At 34.8% G+C, this 20,049-nt stretch carries 19 protein-coding genes and 1 tRNA gene; 9 read left to right on the top strand and 11 right to left on the bottom strand.

Going from position 1 to position 20,049, the window contains the following annotated elements:
- Positions 1-20: 20 nt before the first annotated feature.
- Genes HUE88_RS00275 through HUE88_RS00255 form a run of 5 tightly spaced genes read left to right on the top strand, consistent with a single transcriptional unit; the run spans position 21 to position 3,274 of the window.
- A complete protein-coding gene (locus tag HUE88_RS00275) occupies positions 21-977 on the top strand; it encodes a sensor histidine kinase (RefSeq protein WP_194369953.1) in 957 nt (318 codons plus the stop codon).
- 11 nt (positions 978-988) lie between these two features.
- A complete protein-coding gene (locus HUE88_RS00270; RefSeq protein ID WP_194369951.1) occupies positions 989-1,306 on the top strand; it encodes a hypothetical protein in 318 nt (105 codons plus the stop codon).
- Positions 1,307-1,311: 5 nt separating this feature from the next.
- A complete protein-coding gene (locus HUE88_RS00265) occupies positions 1,312-1,638 on the top strand; it encodes a DUF309 domain-containing protein (RefSeq protein WP_194369950.1) in 327 nt (108 codons plus the stop codon).
- A 47-nt stretch (positions 1,639-1,685) separates the two neighbouring features.
- Positions 1,686-2,441, top strand: coding sequence for a DUF481 domain-containing protein (locus HUE88_RS00260; RefSeq protein ID WP_194369949.1), 756 nt, complete (start codon positions 1,686-1,688; stop codon positions 2,439-2,441).
- Between the two features lie 20 nt (positions 2,442-2,461).
- Positions 2,462-3,274 carry a mechanosensitive ion channel family protein gene (locus HUE88_RS00255; RefSeq protein WP_194369948.1) on the top strand — a complete coding sequence of 271 codons (813 nt, stop codon included), beginning with the start codon at positions 2,462-2,464 and terminating at the stop codon, positions 3,272-3,274.
- Here HUE88_RS00255 and HUE88_RS00250 read toward each other — a convergent pair whose 3' ends face one another.
- Positions 3,275-4,387, bottom strand: coding sequence for an MFS transporter (locus HUE88_RS00250; RefSeq protein WP_194369947.1), 1,113 nt, complete (start codon positions 4,385-4,387; stop codon positions 3,275-3,277).
- Positions 4,388-4,615: 228 nt separating this feature from the next.
- Here HUE88_RS00250 and HUE88_RS00245 point away from each other — a divergent pair, with 228 nt between their 5' ends.
- Genes HUE88_RS00245 through HUE88_RS00235 form a run of 3 tightly spaced genes read left to right on the top strand, consistent with a single transcriptional unit; the run spans position 4,616 to position 8,689 of the window.
- Positions 4,616-6,124: a B12-binding domain-containing radical SAM protein gene (locus tag HUE88_RS00245; protein WP_194369946.1), complete on the top strand. Its 1,509-nt coding sequence runs from the start codon at positions 4,616-4,618 to the stop codon at positions 6,122-6,124.
- Between the two features lie 28 nt (positions 6,125-6,152).
- Positions 6,153-6,776, top strand: coding sequence for a transglutaminase-like cysteine peptidase (locus tag HUE88_RS00240; protein ID WP_194369945.1), 624 nt, complete (start codon positions 6,153-6,155; stop codon positions 6,774-6,776).
- On the top strand, positions 6,773-8,689 hold the full coding sequence (locus HUE88_RS00235) for a LapD/MoxY N-terminal periplasmic domain-containing protein (RefSeq protein ID WP_194369943.1): 1,917 nt from the start codon (positions 6,773-6,775) through the stop codon (positions 8,687-8,689). Before HUE88_RS00240 ends, HUE88_RS00235 begins: the two co-directional genes overlap by 4 nt.
- On the opposite strand, the gene HUE88_RS00230 is transcribed toward HUE88_RS00235, so the two are convergent.
- Together HUE88_RS00230 and HUE88_RS00225 are read right to left on the bottom strand one after the other, a co-directional pair.
- The gene (locus HUE88_RS00230) at positions 8,686-9,168 is read right to left on the bottom strand and encodes a hypothetical protein (protein ID WP_229860105.1); all 483 of its coding nucleotides are present in this window, start codon (positions 9,166-9,168) and stop codon (positions 8,686-8,688) included. The genes HUE88_RS00235 and HUE88_RS00230 overlap by 4 nt on opposite strands.
- 99 nt (positions 9,169-9,267) lie before the next feature.
- Positions 9,268-9,355 (bottom strand) — tRNA-Ser (locus HUE88_RS00225).
- An 83-nt stretch (positions 9,356-9,438) separates the two neighbouring features.
- On the opposite strand from HUE88_RS00225, the gene HUE88_RS00220 reads away from it, so the two are divergent.
- On the top strand, positions 9,439-11,364 hold the full coding sequence (locus tag HUE88_RS00220; protein WP_194369941.1) for a DUF1538 domain-containing protein: 1,926 nt from the start codon (positions 9,439-9,441) through the stop codon (positions 11,362-11,364).
- On the opposite strand, the gene HUE88_RS00215 is transcribed toward HUE88_RS00220, so the two are convergent.
- From HUE88_RS00215 to purT, 8 genes are all read right to left on the bottom strand, one after another.
- Positions 11,359-11,994 (bottom strand): DNA-binding protein, encoded by a 636-nt coding sequence (locus HUE88_RS00215; protein ID WP_194369939.1) that lies wholly within the window; start codon positions 11,992-11,994, stop codon positions 11,359-11,361. The genes HUE88_RS00220 and HUE88_RS00215 overlap by 6 nt on opposite strands.
- A gap of 12 nt (positions 11,995-12,006) precedes the next feature.
- Positions 12,007-12,504 (bottom strand): YajQ family cyclic di-GMP-binding protein, encoded by a 498-nt coding sequence (locus HUE88_RS00210; RefSeq protein WP_194369937.1) that lies wholly within the window; start codon positions 12,502-12,504, stop codon positions 12,007-12,009.
- Between the two features lie 92 nt (positions 12,505-12,596).
- Positions 12,597-13,292 (bottom strand): succinate dehydrogenase/fumarate reductase iron-sulfur subunit, encoded by a 696-nt coding sequence (locus HUE88_RS00205; protein WP_194369935.1) that lies wholly within the window; start codon positions 13,290-13,292, stop codon positions 12,597-12,599.
- On the bottom strand, positions 13,282-14,889 hold the full coding sequence (locus HUE88_RS00200; protein WP_194369933.1) for an FAD-dependent oxidoreductase: 1,608 nt from the start codon (positions 14,887-14,889) through the stop codon (positions 13,282-13,284). Before HUE88_RS00200 ends, HUE88_RS00205 begins: the two co-directional genes overlap by 11 nt.
- On the bottom strand, positions 14,886-17,492 hold the full coding sequence (locus tag HUE88_RS00195) for an ABC transporter substrate-binding protein (protein WP_194369931.1): 2,607 nt from the start codon (positions 17,490-17,492) through the stop codon (positions 14,886-14,888). Before HUE88_RS00195 ends, HUE88_RS00200 begins: the two co-directional genes overlap by 4 nt.
- A gap of 22 nt (positions 17,493-17,514) precedes the next feature.
- Positions 17,515-17,823 carry a YqaA family protein gene (locus HUE88_RS00190; protein WP_194369929.1) on the bottom strand — a complete coding sequence of 103 codons (309 nt, stop codon included), beginning with the start codon at positions 17,821-17,823 and terminating at the stop codon, positions 17,515-17,517.
- 83 nt (positions 17,824-17,906) lie between these two features.
- The gene (locus HUE88_RS00185; RefSeq protein WP_194369928.1) at positions 17,907-18,830 is read right to left on the bottom strand and encodes a D-2-hydroxyacid dehydrogenase; all 924 of its coding nucleotides are present in this window, start codon (positions 18,828-18,830) and stop codon (positions 17,907-17,909) included.
- Positions 18,831-19,994: a formate-dependent phosphoribosylglycinamide formyltransferase gene (gene purT, locus HUE88_RS00180; RefSeq protein WP_194369927.1), complete on the bottom strand. Its 1,164-nt coding sequence runs from the start codon at positions 19,992-19,994 to the stop codon at positions 18,831-18,833. It lies immediately after the preceding gene.
- Positions 19,995-20,049: the final 55 nt, after the last annotated feature.

Raw genomic sequence — 20,049 nt, 5'->3', positions numbered from 1 at the left:
TTCTTGGAAAAGACCAAAATATGGCAAGGCAGATTAAAAAAATTGAAGCTGGACAAACTCCACATGAAGCATATGAAGAGGATATAGCAGAGGGGAATAATGCCAGAGAAGCACTACTGTTTTCATTGAATACTTTGTTTAACCAGGTTTCTGACAGAAACAGAGAGCTGTTAAAATCAAACTTGATGTTGGAAGAAATAGTTTTAGAGCGTACAAAAGAGCTACAAGAGGCTAATGATAAAAAAGATATTTTACTTTTCCAACAATCAAAGATGGCTTCAATGGGAGAAATGATAGGGAATATCACCCACCAGTGGAGACAGCCTATATCAATTATATCCATGTGGGCAAACAACATAATAGTAGATATAGATTTGAAAGATATTGAAAATAAGCAATTAAGAGAATATGCTGTAAATATCAACGACCAGACACAATATTTATCTCATACAATAGATGATTTTAGAAACTTTTACATCCCAAACAAAAACAAATCAACCTTCACGTTAAAAAGCTGCGTTGATAAGACAATGTCTCTTATGAAAGATTTATTTAAAACACACAATATAGAACTCATAGAAAATATAGAATATGTAGAAGTAACAGCTTTGGAGAATGAACTGACTCAAGCTATACTTAATATTTTAAAAAATGCTAAAGATGCTCTACTCACACTTTCTCATCAGAATAGAAAACTGATTTTTATAGATATTTACAAAAAAAATGATAGAGCTTTTATAGAGATAAAAGATAATGGTGGCGGAATTCCTGAGCGCATAATAGACAAAGTGTTTGAATCATATTTTACAACTAAAGCTAAGTCGCACGGAACAGGAATTGGTTTGCACATGACAGGGTCTATAATCAATAAACATCTCAACGGGGAAATATCTGCTTCAAACTCAGAGTATAAGTATGAAGGTGTTACATATAAGGGCGCTTTGTTTAGTATAAATTTTCCAATTGAATCTGCTTAAAAAAGAGTTTTATGAAATACCCAGATGAATGGACTCAAAAAGAGTTTTTGCAAAATAAACAAAAGCTTGAAGCTGATGGTATCAAGGTTATCCTAATTGACACTATCCTCTCTCCTATTGAAAAAGCTGACACATTTCTCTACAACCCATATTTACTGAGTCAAGAGGCTGAGGGAAGTGTCTTTGTCTTTTACTGCGACAGTGGTAAAGCTACCCTTAACAGACTTCAAGAGTACAAGGAGAAGTTCCCTCTGCACCACTGCATATCACTAAAGGGCGGTAGGGGTTACTGGCGAAAAAACATGATGGTTTTAGAGGACAATGAGTAGATAGCATGACAACCATAAGCCACAAAGAACTTTTAAAAAAATTTATACAACAACTTGATGAAGAGAAATTTTATGATGCCCATGAAAGTTTAGAAGCTATATGGTTTCCCCGAAGATTTGAAGAGAGTGATGAAGTAAAACTTTTAAAAGGTTTTATAAATGCTGCGGTTTGTTTTGAACTTATAAAAAAAGGTAGGCTAAGCTCAAGTGAAAAGGTTTGGGAAACTTACTTGAAGTACAAACCACTCTTACATGTAGTAGACTCCAAGTATACAAAAGAGTACCACACCATTGCTCTACATGTAGAAAAAATAAAAGAAAGTTACATCTAAATAACCTTATTGTATAATTCCAAAAAAATTAAATAGGCACTAAAACAATGAAACTACTCTTACTAATCACTATTTTTACAACACAATATCTATTCGCGATAGTCTCAATTGCTCCCGTTGAAATTGGCAATAAAGCTGGTTTTTCCACAAATATTGAGATAGGTCTTGAAACAAAACGTGGCAATACAGAAAAGGACAACTATAAAGCCTCTGCAAGGCTCTCTTATGACAACAACACTAGCTGTGTAGCGTGGGCAGAGATATCTGGAGAGTATGGAAAATCTAACAATGTAAAAGATACAAATAAAGCTTTTTCCCACTTTAGATATATACACTCATTAACAACAGATGAAAATTTAAGATATGAACTCTTTGCTCAATTCGAAAATGATGATTTCAAGCGAATTAACAGCAGAATATTAGGTGGGGCCGGACTAAGATACAGAGTGTTTAACAGTGCTCAAAACGGCAAAGGTTTTTTTGGGCTTGGTCTCTTCAATGAAGATATAAGATATACCAATCCACAAATAGATCCATCAGAAAACAATATAAGATTAAATTCATATCTTGCTTACAGTGTTGGCTTCTCTACGAATTCAACATTTTCGTGTTCATTATACTACCAGCCTAAACTCAATGACTTTAGCGACTACATACAAACAAATAAGTTAGAGCTAAAAATAAATCTCTTCAAAGAGCTATTTTTAAAATTCAACACTACATGGGATACGGACACCAACCCTCCCGTAGGTGTTAAAAAGTCTGATTTTACGCAGACAACAACATTCGTCTTTAATTTCTAAAATAAAAGGAGAAGATTCTTATGGATTTTTCTAAATACACAGATATAGTTACTCAATACGCCAGTGAATACTCACTAAAAATTGTTGCTGCATTACTTATCTTTTTCATTGGTAAAATTGTTGTTAAAAAGTTAACCGCCCTACTAAAGCACCTTATGATAAAAGCAAATATAGACAAAACATTTGTTGAGTTTTTAGAGTCAGTTATATATTTTGTTTTGATGCTTGTAGTAGTTTTAGCGGCTTTAAATGCTCTAGGTATAAATACCACGTCTTTCCTCGCTATATTTGGTGCAGCCGGTTTAGCTATAGGTTTAGCCCTAAAAGACTCACTTTCAAACATAGGAGCTGCTGTATTAATTATAATATTCCGTCCTTTTAAAGTTGGAGACACCATTCAAGCAGGCGGAGCAACTGGTACAGTAAAGGATATAAACTTATTTTCAACAATCATTGAACCAATAGATAAAAGCATTGTTATAGTTCCTAACTCCTCTATTATTGGTGGAAATATTATAAACTTCTCGCAAAGAGAACAACGTCGAGTTGATCACATATTTGGAATCGGCTACGGCGATGATTTAAAACTTGCAAAAGAGACTCTGATAGAGATTATAAATGCCGATGAGAGAGCTTTAAAAGAGCCTGCACCACTTGTTGCTGTAAGTGAATTGGGTGAGAGCAGTGTAAACTTTACATTTCGTGTATGGGTTAAAACAGATGATTATTGGGATGTTTATTTTGACATGTTAGAAAAAGTAAAACTAACATTCGATGAAAAAGGAATCTCAATCCCTTATCCTCAGATGGATATTCATACAGATAAAATTTAATCATAGCAGATTTGATTTTTTTGTATTCACTCCCCAGAGATATAAAAACAGAGTTGCCATTAGTGCGATTAGAGTCGCACTGAAAAACAGATACTTCGGATACCACTCATAGACGTAACCGGCAATTAAAGCCCCCATAAAAGCCCCTGCACCGTAAGTAATTCCTGAAAAAAACTGTTGAGCCAAAGACTTATGTTTATATAGATAGTAAAGATAACTAATTGCCGCTGAGTGAAACAGTGCGAAACTAAGTGCGTGCATTCCCTGTGCAAAGAAAAGAACCATTAAATTTTGAGGAAATAAAAAAAGTAAAAACCATCTAATGGAAGTTACAAAAGTAGTTATTTGAAGTATTAGAAGAAGATTGTTTCGTAGAAGTTTGCCTTGGAAAAAGAGCATAAATATCTCAGCTACGACACCAAAGCTCCAAAGATATATGGTCATATCCAAACTGACCCCATAATCTGTCTCATAAATAGTAAAGAAGTTATAAAATGAGCCAAAACTAACCTGCATAAGGGTAAGTCCAGCCCACAATTTCCAATCTGCTAGGATATCTATATCGTTTTGTACAGCTTCTGTATTATCAAGTATTGCTTGAGCATTCTTTGCAATAATAAAAGCTATGATGGTCGTTATGAAAGTTAAGACTAAGAGATAGTTAAGTGCAATATTTCCGGAGCTTAAAAACTTTACTAACACTAACGCCACTAAAACAAAACCGACTGAACCAAAAAGCCTTATTTTCCCATACCTCTCTTTGCCTATATGCTTTAGTGATATCAACTCTATATATGGAAGTACTAAACTAAGTCCTACTCCTAATCCTATATTTGAAAATAGCAACTTATAGAAGCTATCTAGAGAGAAGTAAAAAGAGAGTGCGCTTAAAAACATTACGGCAAGAGCGGCTTTAAACATATTTATAGTTAATTTCAGACCTTTTATAAAAGCAAAAGGGACTAAAAAACGAACCAATGGTCCTGCCGCAAAGATAATACCTATCTCACTAGCAGAGTATCCTGACATAGCTAACACTTTTGGCATAAAAATTATATAAACACCTATAATTGAAAAATAGAAGAAGTAAAAGGTAGCTAAAAGTGTTGACATGGTTATCCTCTTTGATTAGGATGAAATTATAACAGAATGTAAGAAGATGTGTAGGCATTTACCCATTATTAACTTATAACCAATACAATTAGGAATCTTAATTATGTTTCTCCCCTTTTCATAATTGGATTTAAAAAATTTATAAATTTGCTAGAACCGTCTAAGCCTTTTCCTCCCCTTTTTGGCTTAGACAAACACTAACTCAAAACCTCAACTACAGAGGAAATCATGAAAAAAATCATCCTCACAACACTCAACTCAAGATTTACTCACACGTCAATAGCTTTAAGATACTTATATGCAAATCTTAAAGAACTGCAGGGAAACACTGCCATATTGGAGTTTAGCATAAATGACGCTATGCAAACTGTCGCTGAAAAAATACTTATCCATACCCCGGATATTATAGGTATAGGTGTTTATATCTGGAATGTTACACAAGTAAATGAACTTATACATATCATTAAAAAAGTCTCCCCTGATACAAAAATAGTGCTAGGTGGTCCCGAAGTTTCACATGAGCCATTTCGTGTAAGTATGGATTTGGCAGACTTTATCATTCAAGGAGAGGCTGATTTAGCATTTTATGAGCTTTGCAGAGATATCTTAAAAGATAAAACTTTCTCAAATAGAGTTATAAAAGCTGCAATGCCATCTCTTAAAAACTTAGAACTTCCATATAAATTTTACACAGATGACGATATTAAAAATCGCTATATTTATGTAGAAGCTTCAAGAGGTTGCCCTTTTGAGTGTGAATTTTGCCTCTCATCTATGGATGAAAAAGTAAGAGCTTTTAATTTAGATGAACTTCTAAAGGAGTTCGAACTACTTTGGCAAAGAGGAGCACGCAATTTTAAGTTCATTGATAGAACTTTTAATCTAAATATGAAAACTGCAAACAGGCTTTTGGATTTCTTTTTATCAAAAGAGGATAAAGCTCCTTACTTTGCTCACTTTGAAGTTATTCCTGATCATTTTCCAGACTCAATAAAAGAAAAAATATCGCAATTTCCACATGGCGCACTGCAACTAGAGATAGGTATACAAACACTCAACCTTGAGATTGCAAACAATATTTCAAGACCACTGAAACTGGATAAGATTAAAGAAAATATAAAATTTTTAGAGAATGAAACAGATGCGCATATCCATCTCGACCTTATAGTTGGACTTCCTGGGGAATCCCTAGAGAGCTTTGGTAAAAATTTAGATGAACTGGTAAGCTTAAGTAGTTGTGAGATACAAATAGGGATACTTAAAAAACTATCTGGAACCTTTATAAACAGACATGATATCGAGCATAAAATGGTGTACAGCGACATTCCTCCATATGATATTTTGAAAAATAGTGAGCTGAGCTTCAATGATATTCAAATTATGAAAAGATTTTCAAGATTTTGGGATTTGACTTATAACAGCGGAAATTTCAAAGAGAGTGTTAAACTAATCTGGCAAGATAAAAGTGTTTATGAGAATTTTTATACCTTTAACATGTGGATATATAAGCAGACTGACTCTACCCACAATATTTCATTAACAAGGCTAGGGGAGCTCCTTTTTATGTATCTGTGTAAAGTCAAGGGAATGAAAAATGAGAAAGTTGCCCATATAATGCTTGGAGATATGATGAAACTAAAAGGCAGAGCAATCCCAAGCTATCTAAAAGCATACTCAAATAACTTTGTAACACAATCAAAAGATGGCACATCTGGTTTCAATAAGAGACAGCAATAATCTCAGAATTTTTTGGATATAATCACTTATGTTTAAACTAAGAGTTCTTATACTATTATCATTATTGCTCGTAAATACCACTTTTTCAAGTGAAGATTATGTAGAAAAACCTCTTTTAGATGAGATTGCCCAGAAGTATAAAGTGTTTGCAAAAAAAAGATTTTTTCTTCTTCAAGAAACTCTTAATTCTGTAAAAGATAAAAGTGATTTGGAAAAACTCGAAGCGGTGAACAAATTTTTTAATGATGTTAGATACTCTTCTGATATGAAAATCTATAACATGAGAGATTATTGGGCTACACCTTGGGAATTTTTAGGTAAAGATATGGGAGATTGCGAAGACTATGTAATAAGCAAATACTTTGCTCTCAAGTATTTAGGTATAGACTATAAAAAACTTTTTTTTACATATGTTCGTTCTACAAAATTTAAAGAACCTCATATGGTTTTAACATACTTTGAAACACCAAGAAGTGAACCGCTTATTTTAGACAACAACAATCATAAAATATTTTCAGCATCACAAAGAAAAGATTTAACCCCAATCTACAACTTCAATGGTGATGTACTTAATCAGATAGGCAAAGATACGAAAAAATCTCATAAAAAATGGGACCAACTAAAGCTCAACATGAAAAGGAAAAAAATATGACACTCTTTAAACAGATAGCCTTACTGCTCTCACTCTTTTTACTCACTATTTTAACAACAGTTTTAATATTAAACTTTCAAAGTGCCAACAAGGGTGTTCAGGACAGGCTTTACGAAGATGCTAAAAATACTGCTACCTCACTTAGTCTTTCACTGGGAAGTGCCAACGGCGACCTATCTATGATGTCAACCATGATTAATGCAAACTTTGATAGTGGAAACTATCGCAATATAACCCTTCTTGATGTTGACAACATTGCCCTTTATGACAGAACTATCGAAGGTGATATAACAGCAATTCCCGAATGGTTTTTTAATGCTATAAAGATTGAAGCACCTATAGCATCTGCTAACGTTTCTGCTGGCTGGAGTCAAGTTGGAATACTTAGAGTACAGAGTGATGCTACATACGCTTACAAGCAACTATACGCAATCCTAATAGACCTCGTTATCTCTTTTTGTGTAATTGCCTCGCTTAGTCTAATTATTATAAATCTACTTATACATGCAATTTTAAGGCCTTTAAGAGAGGTACAAAAGCAAGCTTCTGCTGTTATACGCAATGAGTTTATTATACAAAATACAATTCCTTATACAAAAGAGTTCAAAGATGTTGTTCTTGGCATGAATAATATGGTCTCAAAAGTAAAAGCTATGTTTGATAAAGGCAACGAAGAGCTAAAAATGCATAAAGAGCTAGAATATATTGATCAAAACACTTCTCTTAAAAATCGCCAATATCTTATAGATAGACTCCCAGAGTATCTTAAGATTGATGCAAGCTCAAAAGGCGGCATAAATATTATAGTTGCTCTAAGTGGAATGATAGAAGCAAATGAAAAGCTAGGTCACCAAGATGTGGATAAGCTTTTTCTTAAAATAGCAGATATATTCAGAAGTAATTCCAAAATATTTAAAAACTCTATCGTCGCTAGAATTAATCCTACAGAGTTTTCTCTTTTGTTGCCTGATTGCACTAGCGAGAAAGGTTTAGGAATAGCAAAAGATATATATGACAATATTACAAACGAGATTGAAGAGAGTGGCTTAAATAAAGATGAAACATTTGTCTCTCTTGGGCTATACGCATATAATCATACAGATACTATTGCTCAACTATTTTCAAACTCTGACAATGCACTGGCCCAAGCAAAATTTAACAAAAACAACATTCATTTAGTAAAAACAGAAAATATAAATGAAGTTATGGGTAAAGAAGCGTGGAAGAAGATTATTAATCAAGCATTGCTTAAAAATAGGTTTAACTTTGTCTCTTGGTCCGTAATAGACACTAGAGCTAAAAAACTTGAACATCACGTTCTTAGTATAAACCTTGCATTGGATAAAAGTACCTCTTATAGTTACGCTCAATTTATGGCACCTGCGATACAAACAGGACTAAGTAACAATGTATATAAAAATGTTGTAAGTATGCTTTTTAAGACTCCAGATATGATTTTAAGTCACTCCACTTACTCGCTCAGACTACCGTATGAATATCTGGATATGAAAGAGACTTATGAGGAGATACGTGAACTTCTCAAGAATAAAGCGCTTCCTTTTAAATTAATCATTGAGATGCCAGACAAGATGGTTCGTAAAGATTCTCAGCATATAAAATTATATAAAGATTTATTCCAAAAATATGGTATTGAGATTGGTATATTCGAATTTATAGGAGAGAGTGATGACTATCAATATCTCCAAGAGTTAAGACCTGTATATATAAAAGCTGAGAGTAGCTATTTTGTAAACCAGAGTGCTCAATCACTCTCCGCTCTTAGGCTTATTACAGACAGTATAAGTATCTCTCTTATAGCTGTTGGCGTTATGGATATGAAGACTGTTGATGAGCTTGAGAAGAAAGGCATATATATAATTCAAGGGTTGGCGACAGAGCAAATCGAGATTTAAACTCTTCTTGAGTTCAACCCCTTTGTCACAGCTTCGTTTATATCCTCTTTATAGTCAGGATTTAGTCTTGCAAGCGCTTTATCAAATTTAAGTATAATATCTTTGCTTGCGTTTCTATGTCTACAAAGCGTAAATAAAATATCAGCATAAACATCAAAATCAGGGTGAGCTCTTATACCTAACTTGGTATGCACAGTTCCATGGTATTTTATAACCAAATCAAGTGCCTCTCCTAGAGTTTGAGTAGAAGATTCTTTATCTTTTATGATTAACCTTAAAGACTCTAAGTCTGTCGGCATTTTAACTTGACTAGAAAGTTCAGGAGCAGACGAAACTTTTTCCTCTTCTCTTTTCTTTTCTCTCTCTCTTTTTTCATCATTTGGAATAAAAAATAGTAAAAAGACTAAGAACGCAAGAACTGCAACTAATCCCATTATAGATTCTACAATTAACTCTGTCTCTATTAACCCAATTTCCATTAATACTGCTTTTTACTATTATTTTTTTTAGTTATTATATCTTACCATCAATAAAAAAAAGTATTTTTCGGGGATTTTGCTAGAATATTTTAAGCACAATGGTGGACAGCTAGGGATTCGAACCCTAGATAGGTTACCCTATACCCGCGTTCCAGGCGAGCGCCTTCGACCACTCGGCCAGCTGTCCAATATGTAACTGGAATTTTATCTAAAAAATCTTAATTTATGGTTCTAGATGATAAAATAAATAAATAAATTAAAAGGGTGTATATGCTGAACATAGGTTCATTTTTAAAGCTTTTAAAAGAATCGTTTAGAGATTTATTGCCAATAATAATGGTTATTATATTTTTTCAACTAGCAATAATTCAGAGTGTGCCGGAAAACTGGCTTAGCACAGCAATCGGTTTGGCTATTGTAGGTGTTGGTCTAGCTGTTTTTCTTTTAGGACTTGAGGTTGGTATTTTTCCTGTTGGGGAGGGGCTAGCAAGCGATTTTGCACATAAAGGTTCTACAATGTGGATAGTAATATTCGCATTTATGATTGGTTTTGGTACTACGGTAGCGGAGCCCGCTCTTCTAGTTATCGCCGATAAAGCAGCCGGTATAAGCAGTGGAAGAATTGACGCTTTTGTTCTTAGAATGGTTGTTGCTTTTTCTGTTGGCTTTGCTATCGTGCTTGGTGTGTGGAGAATTATTAAAGGTCACCCTATTCACTACTACATAATAGCTGGTTATATTATGGTTGTTGCTGCTACTGCGTTTGCACCTGAAGAGATAGTTGGTCTTGCTTATGACTTGGGTGGAGTTACAACTTCAACAGTAACAGTCCCGCTTGTTGCAGCACTGGGAATTGGTCTTGCTTCTACTATTAAGGGTCGAAATCCTGTTTTAGATGGCTTTGGTCTTATAGCTTTTGCCTCTCTTACTCCTATGATATTTGTTCAGTTTTATGGGATATACGTATATGAGTTCGTGGAAGCTTCTAAGATAGTTGCTCCAGTTGTAATGCATACCGCAGAAACTGCTGCCGCATTTAATTTTAACCTAGTAACACTACTAAGAGGCATCCTAAGTGTTGCTATGGATGTTATACCTATCTTAGCAGTTATCCTCTTTTTTCAATATGTGATAATCAAAAAGCATATTGATAACCTAAAAGAGGTTATTATTGGTTTTGGACTTGTTATCATTGGTCTTGATGCATTTATTATCGGTTTAGAGATGGGTCTTTTCTCTCTTGGTGAGACAATGGCTCTGCAACTCACTCAAAATGACAGTACGGTTATTATCTACGCCTTCTCTTTTGCAATTGGGTTTTCAACAACTATGGCCGAGCCTTCTTTAACTGCTATTGCCAAAAAAGCCAAAGAGATTAGCGATGGAAAAATTAATGATTTTGTCCTTCGTCTTTTTGTTGCGCTTGGAGTTGCTATGGGTATTGCACTTGGAGCTTTTCGTATTGTAAACGGAGGTGAAATTGTTTACTATATCATGGCTGGATATATGTTTGTTATAGTTCTAACATTTATGGCTCCTAAATACATAGTTCCTATTGCTTATGACAGTGGTGGAGTTACAACTTCTACAGTAACCGTTCCTCTAGTTGCTGCACTTGGACTTGGACTTGCTACAAACATAGATGGTCGCGATCCTCTTATTGATGGTTTTGGGCTTATAGCATTTGCATCACTATTTCCTATGCTAACAGTAATGGCATATGGTATTATTACCGAGAAAATGGGAGTCAAAGGTCAGCATGAGCTTGAAGAGATTCACCTTGATGAACTTCAGCATGCCCTAGAACATGCTGAAGATATGGGGCTCTCAACTGTCAGCGTATATGGAACAGATAAAAGACACTCATACAAAATTCAATTCTCTGCTGTACATGTAGTAGTTCCTAAAAACTTAGAGGAGAAAGCTTTACTCGCTGCCAAAGATGCAGGAGCTAGAGGTGTAACAATTATGAGTGCTCACGGTATGGGACTCGATGAAATGGCCAATTTTTATAATAGACTTCACAGTGAAGAGACCGATTCAAACTTAATGTTTATCACACCAACAAAAAATGTTGGTCAAATCATTAAAAAAGTCATGGATGATTTGGATATTACAGGTGGAGGAGAAGGGATAGCCTACTCATACCCAATAACTCACTTAAAAGGTTTAACACTTAAGATAGGTGATTTATAGCGATAAATCGCTATAGTCATACTTATCCAAATCAACATAGTACTTTTTTCCTATAGTAATAATTCTCGAATCAATCTCTGCTTGTTTTTTGAACTTCTCTTTAATTTTTGAAGTTTTTTTCTTTGAAAAATCTTTACTTTTTAAATATTTACCAAGAGAGATAAGCCTGCTAACCTGCTCAGGCTCATCTATTTCAGCATCAACCATCTCTTCTATTACTTCATCCGGTGCACTTAACATAAACTTAGACGATATTGCATTTAGTATATTTTTAAGCTGTTCATCTTTATCTTTGTAAATCTGCTCGATTTTTTTTCTCTCAGCGATTAGCATCTGCTCTTTTTGATCTCTCAAGCTTTTTGTTTCGCCCTCAAGGGTCTCTATTTTTTGCTGGAGCTTTGCATTTTGTTCTTCTAAAAGTTTATAATACCTGTCATCTACTACAGGTGATGCCTTTATATTAATTGCTCTTTTTTGTGGTGTTTTAGCATTTGCATCACCGTCAAGTACAACTAGCTTTACCCCGTTTTCAACTTCACTCTGAAGGGAACCTCTTCTTATGCGGTTGTGAATAGCCTCTTTTGAGACACCGAGTATCTCAGCAGCATCTGCAATAGTTAACTTTGACATATAAAACCTTTCTTATCTCATGTTTTCAAAAACAAGAGGAGCTTCCCACTCTTGTCCACGAATCTCTGCTATAACTTTTTGTAAGTCATCTAGTTTTGCACCCTTTACACGTATAGCATCACCCTCTATCTGAGCATTAACTTTGAGTTTGAGTTTTTTTATCTCTGCTACTATTTTTTTAGCCTCTTTGGACTCAATATAATCAACAACTTTAAAAGTAACTTTTCTGTTGTTACCGCTAGAGTCTTCTACTTTTTGTTCTTCCAAAACTTTAGAGCTTAGCCCTTGTTTTAAAAATTTTGCTACTACAACATCTTTTAGAGCATCAAGCTTATTATCACTAGATGCTATCAAAACTAAAGTCTTAGCTTTTTCATTGTAGTCGACCTCATAAGTAGTCCCCTTAAAATCATAACGATTTGCAACCTCTTTATCTACCATATTTATAGCATTCTTAAAATTTTGCATATCTATCTTTGCACTTATATCAAACGAATATTCTTTTGCCATTTTCTTTCCTTAATTTTATTTCACACCCTCAATAGGCACCTGTTTTATAACAATTTAGCAGATTATAACATATTTGAAGTTTGTTAGTATTTCTAAAAAGTTGGACTTCCATCAAACGAACCGCCAAAACTTCCAAAACTTGGATCCATATAGCCCGCCATTGCACTCTTTGCTCTAAGCTTCTCTATATCTGCCTTACTTGAAATATCCTGCGGACAGACAATTGTACACTCGTTGCACAAAGTGCAGTCCCAAACACCGTTAGTTTGAATAGTGTCTATTTTATCTTTAGTGTTTTCTTCTCTTTTGTCGCTAACATATCTCCAAACTCTTGTTAGAGAAAATGGTCCTAAAAACTCACTGTTTACGGCATAAACAGGACAAGCGCTATAACATGAACCACATAAAATACAATCACTCTGTACTTCATTTATCTTCTCCTCCTCTTGAGTTATAGATATTTTTTTAGCAGGTGAGCTCTGCCAAGCTTTCGCCTTAAAATTAAACTTATATGCCTTGTTCATATTTACTACTAGGTCACGTATAACAGGAACATTGTTAAGAGGCTCTACTAAATCGCCATCTTGAACTTTATACGCACATGCCAAGATTTCTTTTCCATTTACTCTCATAGCGCAACTTCCGCATACACTGCTTCTGCAGCCGCTGGCATATACTAACGACGGGTCTTGTTTGGTTTTAATCTCATTCAAAGCCTCAAGCAAAGTTGCATCTTCTAAATCAAACTCATACTCAGTAAGCTTCTCTCTTTGAATATTAATTTTCATAACTAACCCTTGTGTTATCATCTACTATACTGTGAGCTTTAAACATTACATCATTCTCGTTTGGTGCATCTACTCTGAAATGGGCACCGCGGCTCTCGTCTCTTGCAATTGCACATATCAGCACCATCTCACAAAGTTGAAGCATATTTTTGAACTCCAAAAATTCTATTAAATTACTGTTGTATATTTTTGATTTATCGTCAACTCCCATCAACGGCAATTCATCTTTAATTTTATATACTTCATCCAAGGCAAAAATCAACTCTTTTTTATCTCTTTTGATCCCTACATTTTTATAAAAAATATCTCCAATAAGTTTATGTTTTTCATAAAAACTAACTCTACATGTAGCGTTTCTTATATTCTGTAGTATTTCGCTTTGAGCTTCTACATGTAAGGATAAATTCTCGTATGCTTTCACATTATTTGCATAACTAGCCGCATTGTTCCCGGCTTGTTTTCCAAAGACTATCAACTCTAAAAGTGAGTTTCCACCTAGTCTATTCGCTCCATGAACCTTATGGTTAGCACACTCACCAACAGCAAAAAGACCCATCACGTTTGTCATTGATTCTGAGTCTACCTCTATTCCGCCCATTGTGTAGTGGGCAACCGGCTTTATTGGAACTAAATCACTTACCGGATCAATGTTCTCATAAAGCTTTGCAAGTTTTCTCTCTTGAGGAAGCTCCTCATCTATAAACTTTTCTCCAAGATGACGAATATCCAAAAAAACATCCTCACCCTTTTGCATCTCATCATAAATTGCACGTGCTACCTCATCGCGTGGAGCCAACTCATTTGTAAATCTCTCTAGTTTTGAGTTCAAAAGATAACCACCTGCACCTCTGGCACTCTCGGATATAAGTATGGATGAGTTTTTAAGGGCTGTCGGATGAAACTGTATAAACTCCATATCGCTAAGTCTAGCTCCCGCTCGTAGTGCTGAGGCTATTCCGTCTCCTGTTGAGCTTGATGAGTTTGTTGTATGCTTATGAAAAATTCTGCTATATCCGCCGGTTGCCACTATTACACTTGAACTCTCATATATCTCAACTTCACCGCTTCGTTTATTTAAAACACTAACGCCGCAAACTGATAGTTTGTTTTCACTTTTGTTTGTTATGAACTCTAAAAGATATCTCTCATCTAAAATCTCAATACCTAGAGAAAGACATCTGTCATAAAGTGTATGAAGGATTTTTAATCCTGTATAGTCTTGCGCATAACATGCACGCGGTGCAGATGCCCCTCCTAGAGTCCTTTGTGCTATCTTGCCATCTTTTGTTCTGCTAAACGGTACACCGATGCTGTCTAACCACTCTACGGCACCTATTGCCTCTTCGCATAAAAACTTTACGGCACTCTCGTCTGCAATAGAATGAGCCGATTTCAGTGTATTTTGAATGTGTGCTTCAACACTATCTTCGCCTACGTTCGACAAAGCTGCATTTATGCCGCCCTGTGCCATGCATGTCTGACTTCTGGTAGGATACTCTTTTGTTAAGACTATAACTTTGGCTCCACTCTCATGAGCATGAATCGCTGAGACTAAACCTGCACCGCCTGCACCGATTATAACTACATCACTTCTCATACTTCATCCTCTGTTGCAATTCTCTTTTTAGCTTTTATTTCAATAACAAAGACTGCACCGACTTCGCTATTTTTAGCATATATTTTTCCATTATGATGTTCTTTTATTATACTTTTAGACATGTAAAGACCAAGTCCTGTACCATTTGCATCCATTTTTGTAGAAAAATACGGCTCAAATATGCTATCAATTATATCCTCGCTAATTCCTCCCGCATTGTCACTAATCTCCAAAACAACTTTTGTTTTATCATCATAAGTTTTTACAAAAATTTCCGGATTATTTATTTTTTTTAGTATCAGCTGCTCTTTCGCATTACCTAAAATATTTAAAACAACCTGTATAAACTCATTTTCGTGCAACTCTGCCTCTTTTTTTGAATTTAAATCCATTCTAACGGCTATTCCACTGGAGTCTAAACTCTCTATTAAAAATTCATACGCTTTTATTACCGCTTCATTCATATGCATCAATCTTACGTTTGCACTAGGTTTGTAAAAATCTCTAAAATCAGCGATAACATTACTTAGATTTAGAGCATGAGAGTCTATTTTTTTTAGTTTTTCATTGAAAAAATCTAGAAATTCTTCTCTTTGTTTCTCATCTTTTAAATCATATTTTTCAAGTTCAATTGCCATTAGCATTGATATATTAAGTGCAGAAATTGAGCCAAGCGGCTGTTTCCACTGGTGGGCTATCATACTAATCATCTCACCCATCTGAGTTAATCGAGACCTATGGAGCATATAAGTATCTTTTTTTTGCATCTCATCAACAGCATCTTTTACTTTCGATTCTAGAGTTTTATTTAACTCCAGCAACTCATCTTGTAAGAGTTTCAACTCTTTGTTTCTTTTACTCAAAATATAGTGTCTATGATAAAATATCACTACTGCCAGAATTATAAAAATTATAATCTCTATTAAATATTTAAATTCAATATTGTTTGTATAGTTTAGTTGCACCCAGCTATTTATAACTTTTTGCAGGTCAGATTTTTTTAGACTTTTGGAGACCTTTTCGTATATATCGAGAAGCACTTTATCATCATTTCTTACTGCAAAACCAATCTCTACCGTATCTTCAAGTTGGGTGTTTATCTTCAAATCTACTTTAGACATTTTCTGTATATAATAAGCAGAGCGCATCATAACATCTATATGTCCATAGTAATCCCCTCTCTCAACACCAAGTAACCCTTCCTCAATTAAATCAACAACACTCAGTTTTATATATGGGTATTTTTCACGCAGTATATCTATACTTGAACTACCCTTCATAATAGAAAACGTTTTATTTCTAATGGAGCCAAAATCTAAAATATAATTTGTTGATTTTTTAGAAACTATAACCAATTTATCACTATGATATGGGGTAGTAAAATCCAGATATTTTTCTCTTGATTGTGTTTTACTTACAATAGGCATCATATCGCACTCTCTATTTTCAGCACGCTCCAAAGACTCTTTCCATGTTTTAGTTTCAACTAGCGTGTATTGTATATTTGTAATGTTATGTGATAATTCTAAAATATCTGCACCGACCCCTATAAACTCCCCATTTTCAATAGCACTATATGGCAAAGAAGATGGTGCGACACAAACACGAATAACTTTTTTTTCTTTTAAATATGTAAGCTCATCTCTCGATAAATAAACATCTCCATCACTAAATAACAACTCGTCTATGTCGGCATTGCCATTTGTAAAACCAAGCACCTTGTAAACATCTAAAATTCTTTCTACTTTTTGTTTGTCAATATCACCAAAAGCTTTATTGTTTGCGTAAACCAATTTTTTTAGCTCCAAAGCTTCAAATATCAATGCATCTTTTGTTTTGTTTTGTGGGTTGTATTTACTATAGATAATATCAACGGTTTCGCTAATATTTGCAAATGCATACTCCCACCCTTTTAAAGATGCATCTCTAAATCTTTTTACTCTCTGTGGGTTTTGTAAAACCTCTTTTTGAGTTGTAAAAAGAATATCACTATAAAAATCAAATCCCCTCTCTTTTGGGGAAAAAACTGTAAAAGGAATCCCCATCTCTTTTAGTGTATATGTTTCATTTGATGTGTATCCGGCATATAAATCAACTTTTCCATCGATTAGCTCGTTTATGTCATATGTATGTTCTTTTGTAGTCAAGCTATTTTCATCTGTATATGCAGAGTTTAGCATCGCATGAACAGATGCTGTATCTATATCTTGATCTCTCAACATAACTGTTTTGCCAGCAAAATCTTTTACGCTCTTTATATTTGAAGATTTAAGAGCTATCAAAACATAAGGTGATGACTGAAATATAGCAGATATCAGGCTTATTTTTTTTCCGTTAGAATGTTCCCATATAAGACTTGAGCTACCAACACCATAAACAGACTTACCACTTAGAACCTCATCAAGTGTATTCATCGATGGTGTCATTTTGTTTATTTGCACATCTAACCCAGCCTCTTTATAAAACCCTTTCTCTTTTGCCATATAGTATCCGGCGAATTGAAACTGATCGAACCATTGAAGTTGTAGTGATACTTTTTCTAGTGCATGGACTGATATGCCAAGAGATAAAAAAAGAGATAGTAAAATAAAAACATACTTCATTGTTATATAGCCAAATATTAATTTATATTATTATAGCTAAAAAATAATACCGCAACACTCGCAAGCTGCCGCCTATTAAAACAAACCAAACAAACTTGAGTCTAACTAAACCAGCAACTACTGTTAGTGGGTCACCTATAATCGGAAGCCATGACAAGAGTAGTGCATAGTAGCCATACTTGTGTCCGTACAGAAATGCTTTAGCTCCGATTTTGGAACTGTTTAGTTTTGTATGTGTTTTTTCATAAAGGAAATAGCCTAAAATATAGTTTACAATTATGGCAAGTATATTTCCTGTCGAGGCAAAAACAAGAGCGATTAAAAGTGGCATATCGTTAGCCAAAGCTGTAATAAATACAACCTCTGAACTAAAAGGGAGAATGGTAGCTGCAAAAAATGCAGAAAAGAATAATCCTAGTTCAGCGATGAGATGTTCTCAACTACGCTGGCGATAAGAGTCTCTCTGGCTTCAACAGATGCCCAAGCTATATGAGGGGTTACATATATATTTTCTTTGTTTTTAACGTACAAAAGAGGATGGTTCTCTCTCATTGGCTCTGCCGTTAAAACATCTAAACCAAAATAGATATTTTTTTCATCAACCATCCTTGCAACTGCCTCTTCATTAATGATACCGCCGCGTCCAAGGTTTAAAAGAGTAGCTCCATCCTTACATGTTAACAACTGTTCATAGTCTAGAAGATTATTTGTTTTCTCGTTTAGAGGTGCATGTATTGAGATAATATCACAAGTTTTGAGAAGTTCGGAGAGTTCTACATGTAGAAAATCTTTTGTAGAGTTTTTACCGCTTGTTGAGTGATAACATACCTCTGCTCCAAATGCCGCTGCAATATTTGCAACTCCGCGACCAATTGAGCCAAGTCCAATAATTCCCCACTTTTTACCTTTAATCTCAAAAAATTCTTTTGAGACATCCGTAAATATTTTACTTCTTGAGTATCTGCCATCTTTGACATACTCATCATAATATCTTGAGTGTCCTACAAGATAAAAAAGCATTGAGAAAGTGTGTTGAATTACTGAATCAGTTGAGTAGCCAGCCACATTTTTCACTTCAATATTTCTACTCTTTGCTGATTCTAAGTCAACATTATTCATGCCAGTAGCAGCCACACATATAAGCTTTAAATTTGTACATGTAGCCATTAACTCGTCAGTTATAACAACTTTGTTTGTAACAATAACATCTGCATCTGTTATCCTATCTTGAACTTCATCAGCAGATGTGGTTTTATAAACTTGAACTTCTCCAAGCTTATAAAACCCACTTAAATCAGTCTCACCAAAAGTAAGAGCATCTAGTAGAACTATTTTCATTTAATAGTCTTTTATTTTTGTTATTAACTCTCTAGACTTCTCTAACGCTGCTTCAACTTCGTCAAACACAAGAGCGACCGCTAAACGTCTCCCCTTATGTGTCTCAGGCTTGGAGAAAACTCTAACAAAACTGTTATCACTAAAGAGGCTCTCATCCACTTTGATTACAGGGGCATTATTGTGAACTTCTGATTTAAAGGCTGCTGATGCACCTGGACCGTAAAATGTAAACCCTAAAGGAAGACCAAGAACTGCGCGAAGGTGAAGTGCGAATTCACTTTGAGACTGAGTTATAAGAGTTACCATTCCAGTATCATGTGGACGAGGGGAAACTTCTGAGAAATAAACCTCATCTCCCTTTACAAAAAGTTCAACACCAAACAAACCGCGACCGCCAAGCCCATCTGTTATAGTTTTAGCCATCTCTTGTGATTTTTTCTTTGCAACTTCACTCATTTGCATTGGCTGCCATGAAAAAACATAATCACCATCTCTTTGCTCATGACCTATCGGCTCACAAAAAACTGTCTCTTGCCCATTTCTTGCAGTTAGCATTGTTATCTCATAATCAAAATCTACAAAGGCTTCAACAATTAACTCACTAGCATCACCGCGAGCCTCTTTTGCTATTTCCCAAGATTTTGAAACATCTTCTTCGCTTTTACAAACACTTTGACCATGACCCGAAGAGCTCATAACAGGCTTAATAACACAAGGATAGCCCATACGTTTAGAAGCTTCTCTTAGTCCATCTTCCGTAGTTACAAACTCATAAGGACCTGTTTTGAGTCCAAGCACCTCCGCTGCAAAAGTACGAATATTTTTTCTGTTCATTGTTTTACTAACAGCATTAGCATTAGGTATAACGTTATAACCTTTATCTTCTGCTGCAAAAAGAGCATCTATAGATATAGCCTCTATCTCTGGCAAAATATAGTCAGGTTTTTCGCGATATATTATCTCTAAAAGAGCATCTTTATCTTGCATATTAACAACATATGAGCGGTGAGCCACATGATGAGCAGGTGCATTTTGATATCTATCAACTGCAACAACTTCAAGACCAAGTCTTTGAGCCTCAATAGCTACTTCTTTACCAAGTTCACCTGAACCAAGTAACATAACTTTTTTAGAATTTGATTTTAACGGAGCAGAAAATTGCATAGAAATTCCTTAATTTTATTTCACAAAATGAAGGAAAACCTTCATCTATTAGTCC

The sequence above is a fragment of the Candidatus Sulfurimonas baltica genome (assembly GCF_015265455.1).
Lineage (GTDB): Bacteria > Campylobacterota > Campylobacteria > Campylobacterales > Sulfurimonadaceae > Sulfurimonas > Sulfurimonas baltica.
This window is presented reverse-complemented; position numbering and strand designations above follow the sequence as displayed.